This window comes from Pannonibacter sp. I15F10I1, from assembly GCF_900185665.1.
In the GTDB taxonomy this organism is placed as follows: Bacteria; Pseudomonadota; Alphaproteobacteria; order Rhizobiales; family Stappiaceae; genus Pannonibacter; species Pannonibacter indicus.
In genome coordinates, this window is record NZ_FYAN01000020.1 from 1 (window position 1) to 8,942 (window position 8,942).

8 protein-coding genes and 1 pseudogene are annotated in these 8,942 nt (G+C 65.7%); 1 reads left to right on the top strand and 8 read right to left on the bottom strand.

What is annotated here, in order from left to right; all coding sequences use genetic code 11:
- Positions 1–124: 124 nt before the first annotated feature.
- The 7 genes from IF10I1_RS12905 to IF10I1_RS12935 form a co-directional block, all read right to left on the bottom strand.
- Positions 125–1,054, bottom strand: a complete 930-nt coding sequence (locus tag IF10I1_RS12905) for a LysR family transcriptional regulator (protein ID WP_163001485.1) — start codon at positions 1,052–1,054, stop codon at positions 125–127.
- Between the two features lie 109 nt (positions 1,055–1,163).
- Entirely contained in the window at positions 1,164–1,514 is a 351-nt protein-coding gene (locus IF10I1_RS12910; protein WP_050475331.1) for a cupin domain-containing protein, read from the bottom strand.
- 146 nt (positions 1,515–1,660) lie between these two features.
- A complete protein-coding gene (locus IF10I1_RS12915; protein ID WP_186392249.1) occupies positions 1,661–3,139 on the bottom strand; it encodes an aldehyde dehydrogenase family protein in 1,479 nt (492 codons plus the stop codon).
- Positions 3,136–4,524: an FAD-binding oxidoreductase gene (locus IF10I1_RS12920; RefSeq protein ID WP_186414960.1), complete on the bottom strand. Its 1,389-nt coding sequence runs from the start codon at positions 4,522–4,524 to the stop codon at positions 3,136–3,138. Before IF10I1_RS12920 ends, IF10I1_RS12915 begins: the two co-directional genes overlap by 4 nt.
- Positions 4,521–5,315, bottom strand: a complete 795-nt coding sequence (locus IF10I1_RS12925; RefSeq protein ID WP_186424529.1) for an ABC transporter permease — start codon at positions 5,313–5,315, stop codon at positions 4,521–4,523. Before IF10I1_RS12925 ends, IF10I1_RS12920 begins: the two co-directional genes overlap by 4 nt.
- Positions 5,315–6,166 carry an ABC transporter permease gene (locus IF10I1_RS12930; protein ID WP_050475348.1) on the bottom strand — a complete coding sequence of 284 codons (852 nt, stop codon included), beginning with the start codon at positions 6,164–6,166 and terminating at the stop codon, positions 5,315–5,317. The genes IF10I1_RS12925 and IF10I1_RS12930 overlap by 1 nt, the downstream gene beginning before the upstream one ends.
- 4 nt (positions 6,167–6,170) lie before the next feature.
- Positions 6,171–7,211, bottom strand: a complete 1,041-nt coding sequence (locus tag IF10I1_RS12935) for an ABC transporter ATP-binding protein (protein WP_186414961.1) — start codon at positions 7,209–7,211, stop codon at positions 6,171–6,173.
- A 343-nt stretch (positions 7,212–7,554) separates the two neighbouring features.
- Between IF10I1_RS12935 and speB the strand changes: the two genes are divergently transcribed.
- A complete protein-coding gene (gene speB / locus IF10I1_RS12940; protein ID WP_186392251.1) occupies positions 7,555–8,604 on the top strand; it encodes an agmatinase in 1,050 nt (349 codons plus the stop codon).
- A 218-nt stretch (positions 8,605–8,822) separates the two neighbouring features.
- Here the strand turns inward: speB and IF10I1_RS12945 are convergent.
- Positions 8,823–8,942 (bottom strand): annotated as a pseudogene (locus IF10I1_RS12945) (ISAs1 family transposase); the annotation flags it as partial.

Genomic DNA, 8,942 nt, shown 5'->3' on the forward strand with positions numbered 1-8,942 from the left:
TCATCCTCACCCTCGCATGGGCCCTCTCCCTCAACTTCCCGTCAGGCATGCTGCAGGACGCAATGGACCTGCCCTGGCCATTCCGCTAAGCAAAAACCTGACCCGCCCGGAACAAACGGGCGGGTCAGCCTTTCTGGCAGATCTGTTCGAGGATCTCGATGAAGGCGCGCACGCGCGGCTTTTTCTTCCAGTCCTCGTGGGTGGCCACCTGAAACCGGGCACGGTAGGAGAAGAGGTCCGGGCGGATGGACCGCATCAGGCCCTGACTGACGAACTGCGCGGCGAAATGATCCGGCAGGTAGCCCAGATAGGCACCGGACAGGATCAGATGGGCCTCGGCCTCCATGTTGGAAACGGTGGCATGCGGGGCCGTGATGGCGAAAATCTTAATGTCCCGCGCGGCCCAGTAGCTGCGGCCGATGATCCGGTGCCTGCGCACGGTCTCGATCTCGATCTCGCTGTCCGGCACGGCGAACAGCGGATGGTTCTTGCCGCAGTAGAAATTCTGGGTCTCGTCATAAAGGTCGATATAGGCAAGGCCCAGCGACACGCGCGGGAAGCTGCTGATGGCCAGATCCAGCTTCTGCCCCACCACATCGCGCAGCAGCTCGCCCGGCGGGCGGGTTTCCACGGAAAAGCTGATATTGGGCGCCGTCTCCACCATCGCCGCCACGGCGGCGGCGAAAGGGGAGTTGGGATCGGTGATCGTGTTGTCGACGATGCCGATGGACAGGGTGCCGGTGAGCCGTGACTTCAGCCCCGAGACGCGCTTGCTGAACTGCTCCAGCGACACAAGCATCCGGGTGGCCTCGTCAAAGACCTGACGGCCATGCTCCGTCAGCGAAAAGCCCGAGCGCCCGCGGTTGCACAGCTTCACCCCGAGGCGCTGCTCCAGGGCGGAGATCTTTTCCGAAATGCTAGAGAGGGAGAGATTCAGCTCCGGCTGGGCAGCACTGAGGCCACCGGCCTCCACCACGCGGATGAAGATGCGGATGAGGCGGATATCCGCCGTGTCGAGACTGATCTGACCGTGGGGGATAAGCTCCCGGTTCACGCTAGCTCCAGCTGCCAGTGGCACATGCATGTCAGCTTAGTCCTCCTTCCGCGCGAAGCCAACGCCGCACACCGGGCAGGTGCGGCGCCGGGATCAGGCTCCGGTTGCGTCAGCCGGTGACGAAATAGGCCTTGCGGCAGGTCTCGACGACCTCGAAGCGGCCGGTGAAGCCCTTTTCCATGAAGTAGCTCTGCCCCGCCGAGAACCGCTGCGGAGTGCCGCCCTCCGGCGTGATCACGACAGCGCCGGACAGGATGTGGGCGAGCTCGAAGAAGGGATAGTCTTCCATGCGCTCCGCATAGGGCGTTGCCTCCCAGAGCCCGCAGGTCTTGCCGTCCTGATCAAAGACGACGGCGCCCTGTTCGGCGGGAGCGGCGCTGAGCAGGCTTTCTGCAGGCACCACCTGGCAAGGTTCGAGGCCCGCCGGGCCATCTGCAGTCATCGCGGTGAGTTTGGTCATTGGAACTTCCTCGAAGAGTTGCTGCGCGGCTGCCCCTGATGCCAGGGCTTTCGATGCTGACGCATCACGCCTTGGAAATGCTCAGGTGCCGCAAGGAGTTGACCACTGCCCGATGAGTGAGGCTCGCCGGGCAGTGGCATGAACGGTCAGGACGGCCGGGTGATGAACTTGACGGCGCAATAGGCGGAAAGGCCCCATGGCCCCAGCTCGCGGCCAATGCCGCTGCCCTTGAACCCGCCCCATGCGGTGTTGGGGAAGATGATCTGCGGCGTGTTGATCCAGACGTGGCCGGCATCGATGCGCGCGGCAAAGGCCTGCGCCTCGTCCGCGTCCGGGCCGACGACAGTGGCCGCAAGGCCGTAGTCCGTGTCATTGGCAAGGGCCATCGCCTCATCGGGGGAGGCGGCGGTGGTGAGGGCCACGACCGGTCCGAAGATCTCCTCGCGCCAGACGGGGTGGCTCGCGGGCACATCGCGGAACACGGTCGGCTCGATGAAGAAACCGCCGTCGATATCGGCCGCCTTGCCGCCGTGCAGGCAGGTGAGCCCGCCGGCTGCGGCCTGCCGCAGATAGCCCTGCACCTTGCCGAACTGCGGCCGCGTGGTCAGCGGCCCCATGTCCGCCTCCGCCAGACCCGGCCCGCCGAGCCGCAGGGAGCGGACCTTGGCCAGCAGGGCCTCCTCGATGCTGGCGCTCGAGGCGGCGGGGAGGATGACGCGGGAGGTGGCCGAACACATCTGGCCGGCATTGAAGAAGATGCCCGCGGCGATGATGTCCGCTGCCGTTGCCGGATCGCTGCCCTCAAGCACCACCAGCGGCGACTTGCCGCCCAGCTCCAGCGAAACGGGCACAGTGCGTTCGGCAGCTGCGGCCATGACGCGGGCGCCCGTGGCATTGGAGCCGGTGAAGGAAATCTTGCGGAACACCGGATTGGTGCAGAGCGCCCCGCCGATGGCCCCGCCGCCGGGCACGATGTTCAGCACACCCGCGGGAAGGCCGCAGGCGAGCGCGATGTCGCCATAGACGAGTTCGGCGAGGGTGGTGAATTCGGACGGCTTGAGCACGGCGGTGCAGCCTGCGGCCAGCGCAGGGGCCAGCTTCCACGCGGTGGTGACCATCGGGAAGTTCCAGGGCACGATCAGCGCCACCGGCCCCAGCGGCTCCAGGAAGCTGCGCCCGCCGAGCGCGGGATCGGCCAGCGCCAGCGGCTTGCCTTGTCCGGCATCCATCTCGCGGGCAAGGCCAGCGTAATAGTCGAATGTGGCGGCGGCATCCTCCACGTCGATCTCGGCCTCGAAGCGGGGCTTGCCGCTGTTCAGCATCTGAAGCGCCACGAGGTCCGGCTTGCGGGCGCGCAGGCCTTCGGCGAAGGCGGCGAGATATTCCGCCCGCTCCGCGCCGCTGGTGCGCCGCCAGTGGGGGAAGGCGAGGCTCGCCGCCTCTGCCGCCGCCTGTGCCTGCGCCGGGGAGGCGGGCACGAATTCGGCGAAGACTTCCCCGGTCGAAGGGCTGACGGCGGTCAGCGTTGCCCCCGCCGTGCCGGTGTGCCAGGCGCCGTTGAGGAAAACGGTGCGGGAGCGGGTGAAATAGGCCGGTGCGGGACCGGTGAACGTGCTGCTGCTCATAGCGGGAAACCCATCTTGTGAACCAGATTGACCCATGCCTTCCGCCAGCCGCCCTTTTCGTCCACTTCGTCCAGGGCATACATGGTCAGCTTTGCGCCGATCCAGCGCAGCGGCTCCGGCGGAATGGGCCGGGGCAGGGTGCGGGCGAAGTCGAGATCGAGGTCCGGCCCTTCGTGGCCGTCCAGAATGTCGAGGCCGATGCCCGCGCCGAAGCGGGTGGTGGTGACGCCGAAGCCCGAGTAGCCACCCGCCCAGACGCCCTTGCCGCCGTAGTAGCGCTGGAAATGCACAGCAAGGCGCATCGAGAGGTCGATCGGGCCGGACCAGGCATGGGTGAAACGCACGTCTTCCAGCTGCGGGAATGTCTTGAAGAAATAGCCCGCAAGCTGGTCATAGGTGCCGATGCGCCGGTCGGCCTCCGGGTCGGTCTGGTCATTGAAGTAATAGCCGACACGGCCGCCGAAGATGATGCGGTTGTCACGGGTCAGGCGCGTGTAATTGAGCTGGGTGCGGGTGTCATAGACGCCCTGCCGGTGCTTCCAGCCGAGGCGCGACAGCTGCTCGTCCGTCAGAGGCTCCGTCGCCAGAACCCGGTCGCGGACCGCGACGATGCGGCGGCGGATATGCGGATGGCCGGCGGCCCAGGCATTGGTGGCAAACAGAACGCGCGGCGCCTTGATGCGCCCGTCATGGGTGAGGATGGTCAGCGTGCCGCCGTTGTCCTCCACACCGGTCATGGGCGTATGCTCATAGATGCGCACGCCCAGCTCCAGCGCCACACGGCGCAGACCCCAGGCCAGCTTGGCCGGATGCACCGTGCCGCTGCGCTCGCGCGACCACATGGCTCCCTGATAGAGCGGGGAATTCACCTCGGCCTGCGTCTCTTCCCGGTTCAGCTTGACCACCGTGTGGCCATGCGCGCTGGCAAGGGCATATTCCTCGTCGATCTCGGCCAGATGGCGCTTGTCGACGGCCACCGTCATCTCGCCGGTCCATTCCAGATCGGCATCGATGCCGTAGTCCTCGATGGTCTTGCGCCAGCCTTCGAGATTGTCCTTGCCCATGCGCTCCAGCGCGGCAAGGTCCTTCGGGAACACGCGGGCGGCGTTGATCAGCCCGTGCATGACGGAGGTGGAGACGATGCCGCCGGGACGGCCCGACGCGCCGTGGGCAATCTTGCCCGCCTCGATCAGCACCACATCCCGCCCGGGATTGCGCTGCTTGGCCAGAATGGCGGTCCACAGGCCGGTGAAGCCGCCGCCGACAATGGCCAGATCCGCATCCGTTGCGCCGATCAGGTGGCCGCAGGTTTCGGGTGCGGCCGGATTGTCGAGCCAGAAGGGGTAAATCGTGGCATCGGCCAGGGCCTTGCGGTTTCTTGTCATCTTGCGGGAGCCCCGAGAAGTTTTGGCAGGTCCGAGAACTGGGCAACGAGGGACAGGATCCCGACCGTCACCACAACGAAGAACACGGATGCCGCAGCGATCACCGGCGTATAGCCGTAACGCAGGGAGTTGAAAATTTTCATCGGCAGTGTTTCCAGAACCGCGCCGATGGTCATGTAGGAGATGATGTATTCGTTGAGCGAGATAACGAAGGCAAAGGCAAAGCCCGAGATGATGTAGGGCCGGACCAGCGGCAGCAGCACGGTCCTGAGGATCTTCCAGTCATCCGCGCCCATGGTGGCGGCGGCTTCCGGCAGGGCGCTGTCCAGCGAGGCAAAGCCGAGGGAGATCGACACCAGCGGCAGCGACACCAGGAAGACGCCGTGGCTGACCACCACCGTCCAGCTCTGCCCGTAGAGGCCGGTCTGGGTCCAGAAGGACAGGAAGCCGAGGGCCGAGATGACCGGCGGCAGCAGGAAGGGCAGCAGGCCGAGAGCGACAAACACCTTCACCCACCACAGCCGGTAGCGCCAGCTGAACCAGGCCAGCGGCAGGGCGATGGCAACCGAAACCGCCGCCGAGATCAGCGCGATGGTGAGGCTGTTGAGCAAGGCGCCGAACCAGGCCGGGTCGAGGAAAAGCTCGCTGTACCAGCCCATGTTGAAGCCCTGCGGCGGGAAGGTCAGCGACCTCTTCTCATTGACCGAGACCCCGAGCACCACGGCGAGCGGCGCCACCATGACGAGGCCCAGAAGGCAGAAGAAAAGGCGGCGGAACAGGACCTGGCTCATCAGCTGTTCTCCTTGCGTCCGAAGAGTGCGACAGCACCGGCAATCAGCAGCGTGACGAGCACGAGGAAGATGGCGAGCGCCGCGGCAAAGGGAATGTTCGACTGCAGCAGCGCCTGATCGGAGATGGCCACGGACAGCGTCCAGTTGGCCGGGCGGCCGAGGATCTGCGGCATCAGGTAAGAGCCGAGCGTGAAGACGAAGATCATCAGGAACGTGGTCAGCAGCAGGTTGCGCTGCATCGGCACGATCACCGTGAAGAAGGTGCGCAGCGGCGAGGTGCCGAGCGTGCGCGCCGCTTCCTCGATATGCGGGTCCACCCGGGCAAGGATCGGGTAGAGCAGCAGCACCGCATAGGGAAAGGCGATGTAGACCACGCCCGCGATCAGGGCGCCGAGCCCCGGCGTGTAGGATTCCGGCTTGGCCAGAAGCCCCAGCGCCACGAAGAGATTGGAGATGCCGGCCGTGCGCGACAGCAGGGTGGACCAGGCAAAGCCGATGATCGATTCCGACAGGGACAGGACCGACAGCAGGAAGATCAGCCACAGAACCTGTGTCTTGCGCGGCGCATTTGCCAGAAGCCAGGCGAAGGGAAAGGCGATCACCAGCGCGATGGCCGCCACAATGGCCGCCAGGCTGAAGGAGGATATCAGCAGCCGGGCAAAGAAGGCGCTGAGCAGCCGCTCGTAATTGGCGAGTGTGAAGACCGCCTCATAGGTGCCGCCGCCGAGGTTCTTGTAGAAGGAGATCAGAACCATGGAGCCGAAGGGCAGCACGAACAGCAGCACGAGCACGAGGCCTGGTGCGGCGGCGGGAAGATAGCCCAGGGGACTTGCGGGTTTGGCGGTGCTCATCATCTTACCCCAGGATCACGCAGGCCGCAGGCGGGATATGCAGGTGCAGTGGATCCCCGACGGAAAGCTGCGGCATGTGCTTCAGCGGCGGGCTGACCGTGAGGTCGGAGGCAAGGCCCGGCACGCTGACGCTGATCTCCACCGAGGCGCCCAGATGGCGCACGAAGCTGACCGTGCCCGACAGCGTGTTGGGCGCTCCCGCATCCCGCAGGTCGATCTCCTCCGGGCGGATGGAGAAGGTGAAGGTGCCGCTGGCCGGAGCCCCGCTGATGTGGAGCGGCGTGCCCGCCACCACAGCCTGACCTGCCCCTTGCGTCTCGCCCTGAAGGAGATTGGTGACGCCGATGAAGTCGGCGACGAAGGCATTGACCGGCGCCTTGTAGATCTCCACCGGCGGGGCAACCTGCTGGATGACGCCGCCGGACATGAGCACCACCTGATCGGCCGTGGTCAGCGCCTCGCGCTGGTCATGGGTGACGAGGAAGGTGGTGATGCCCAGCTCCCGCTGCAGGCGCTTCAGCTCCACCTGCATGGCCTCGCGCAGCTTGGCATCGAGGGCGGACATGGGCTCGTCCAGCAGGAAGAGCTTGGGCTTGAGGGCAAGCGCGCGGGCGATGGCGATGCGCTGGCGCTGGCCGCCGGAGAGCTGCGAAATGGCGCGCCCGGCAACGCCCGGAAGATGCACCAGATCCAGCAGCCGCTCGACCTCCGCATCACACTGCGCGCGGGAGGCGCCCCGCAGCTTCAGCGGATAGGCGATGTTTTCGCCGACCGTGAGATGGGGGAACAGGGCGAGGGACTGGAACACCATGCCGAAGTCGCGCTTGTGGGCGGGCATGGCGGTGATGTTCTGGCCACCCAGCCCGATCGTGCCGCTGCCCGGCGTTTCCAGTCCGGCGAGAATGCGCAAGAGCGTGGACTTGCCGCAGCCCGAGGGCCCCAGGAGGCAGACAAACTGCCCCTGGTCCACGTCGAGGCTGACGTCCCGCAGGGCGTAGGCGGAGCCGTAGGTCTTGCTGATGTTTCGGATCGTTAAACCCGGCATGTACATTCTCCTGTTCATGCCCGGATCAGGCGCACCGGACATGTCATCGCAAGGAAGGGCGGGGCGGTGAAGCGCAGGGCTCAGCCGGGCAGACGGCCAATCAAATGGCCTGCGCGCAGGAGGCCGGGGAGGCCGCAACGGGTGAAATGCGCCGCAAGGGCGTCTGGTCTGCTGGTCATCTGTCTGTTCCCGCCGTGCTTTTACACGTTTGTCCTGTCACGCTGGCGGAAGCGGCGGCGCGGGAACATCAGAAAAGAACGGGCATCACTTCGGACAATCCCGAAGTACTAAATCTGCTTTCCTGCCTAGCCTTCTGGCCAGTGTTTTCAAGGAGCAGGCTGGAATGGTCGATCAGGATAAGCTCGCAGCGCTCAGGTCCAAATACGCAAATGCCGCCGGTGGCGACATCTTCAATCCGCGTTTCCGCGAAGTCGCGCAGGCGCAGTTCACCGGCTCCGACACGCGCAAGTGGCCCTTCGCCGGCGTGCCGACCTTTCTGGATGCGCCCTATGTGGAAGAAGCGCTGGATGCGGCGGGGCAGGCCCTCCTGGATGTGGCCCTCATCGGCGTGCCGATGGATCTGGGCGTCACCAACCGCAACGGCAGCCGCTTCGGCCCGAGGGCGCTGCGGACGATCGAGCGCATCGGCCCTTACGACCATGTGATGGATATCGCGCCCTTCTCGAATGCGCGCATTGCCGACATTGGCGACGTGCCGATGCGCAGCCGCTATGATCTGGCCGCCTGCCATGCCGACATCGAGGCCTTTTACCGCAAGCTGGTTCAGGCCGGTGTGCGCCCGCTCAGCGTCGGCGGCGATCATTCGATTTCGGCCTCGATCCTCAAGGCCGTTGGCGCGGACCAGCCGGTGGGCATGATCCATATCGACGCCCATTGCGACACGGCCGGACCCTACGAGGGCGCCAAGTTCCAGCACGGCGGGCCGTTCCGTCTGGCGGTGCTGGACGGCGTGCTCGATCCGGCCCGCACGATCCAGATCGGCATCCGCGGCGGCGCGGAATATCTCTGGGAGTTCTCGCAGGAAAGCGGCATGACCGTGATCCACGCCGAAGACGTGCCCCGGCTGGGCATGGAGGCCATCATCGCGCAGGCGCGGGCGGTGGTGGGGGACGGCCCGGTCTATGTGTCCTTCGACATCGACAGCATCGACCCCGGCTTTGCGCCGGGCACCGGCACGCCGGAAGTGGGCGGCTTGCAGCCGCGTGAGGTGATGGAACTGCTGCGCGGGCTGAAAGGCCTCAATGTGGTGGGCGCGGATGTGGTGGAAGTGGCGCCGCAGTATGACGCGACCACGAACACCGCGCAGATCGCGGCGCAGATCCTGTTCCTGGAACTGTGCCTGATGACCGAGGCCCTGCGCGCCGCCCGCTGACAGCGCCCGCGGGCTGGGTACAACCCTGCGGCTTCTCCATCGCCGTTCCCGGCCCGCGCGGCAGTGTCTACATCGGAGGCAATAAGGAGGCAGGCACTCTCCTTTTGCCGCAGCGCCCCTCTCCCTCCTTGAGGGCTGTGTTTACAACGGACGCACGGAGGAAGAATGCACCGGGATGATGGCAGGACCTCTCCGCCCCCCTCCCCCTGGTGGCAGGGCTATCGCATATGGCTGATGAGCGATGTGAGGAAGTCCTCGTCCCATCCAGCTTTTTTGATTTTCCGCCTGATTGAGGCCTTGTCAGGATGGGAGCGGATGACGTTGAGGGCGATCTTTTA

Excerpts from the sequence above, each read along its gene's own strand:
- IF10I1_RS12935 (WP_186414961.1), bottom strand. The coding sequence starts at position 7,211 with ATGCCGGGTTTAACGATCCGAAACATCAGCAAGACCTACGGCTCCGCC.
- IF10I1_RS12920 (WP_186414960.1), bottom strand. The coding sequence starts at position 4,524 with ATGACAAGAAACCGCAAGGCCCTGGCCGATGCCACGATTTACCCCTTC.
- IF10I1_RS12925 (WP_186424529.1), bottom strand. The coding sequence starts at position 5,315 with ATGAGCCAGGTCCTGTTCCGCCGCCTTTTCTTCTGCCTTCTGGGCCTC.
- IF10I1_RS12910 (WP_050475331.1), bottom strand. The coding sequence starts at position 1,514 with ATGACCAAACTCACCGCGATGACTGCAGATGGCCCGGCGGGCCTCGAA.
- IF10I1_RS12930 (WP_050475348.1), bottom strand. The coding sequence starts at position 6,166 with ATGAGCACCGCCAAACCCGCAAGTCCCCTGGGCTATCTTCCCGCCGCC.
- IF10I1_RS12915 (WP_186392249.1), bottom strand. The coding sequence starts at position 3,139 with ATGAGCAGCAGCACGTTCACCGGTCCCGCACCGGCCTATTTCACCCGC.
- speB (WP_186392251.1), top strand. The coding sequence starts at position 7,555 with ATGGTCGATCAGGATAAGCTCGCAGCGCTCAGGTCCAAATACGCAAAT.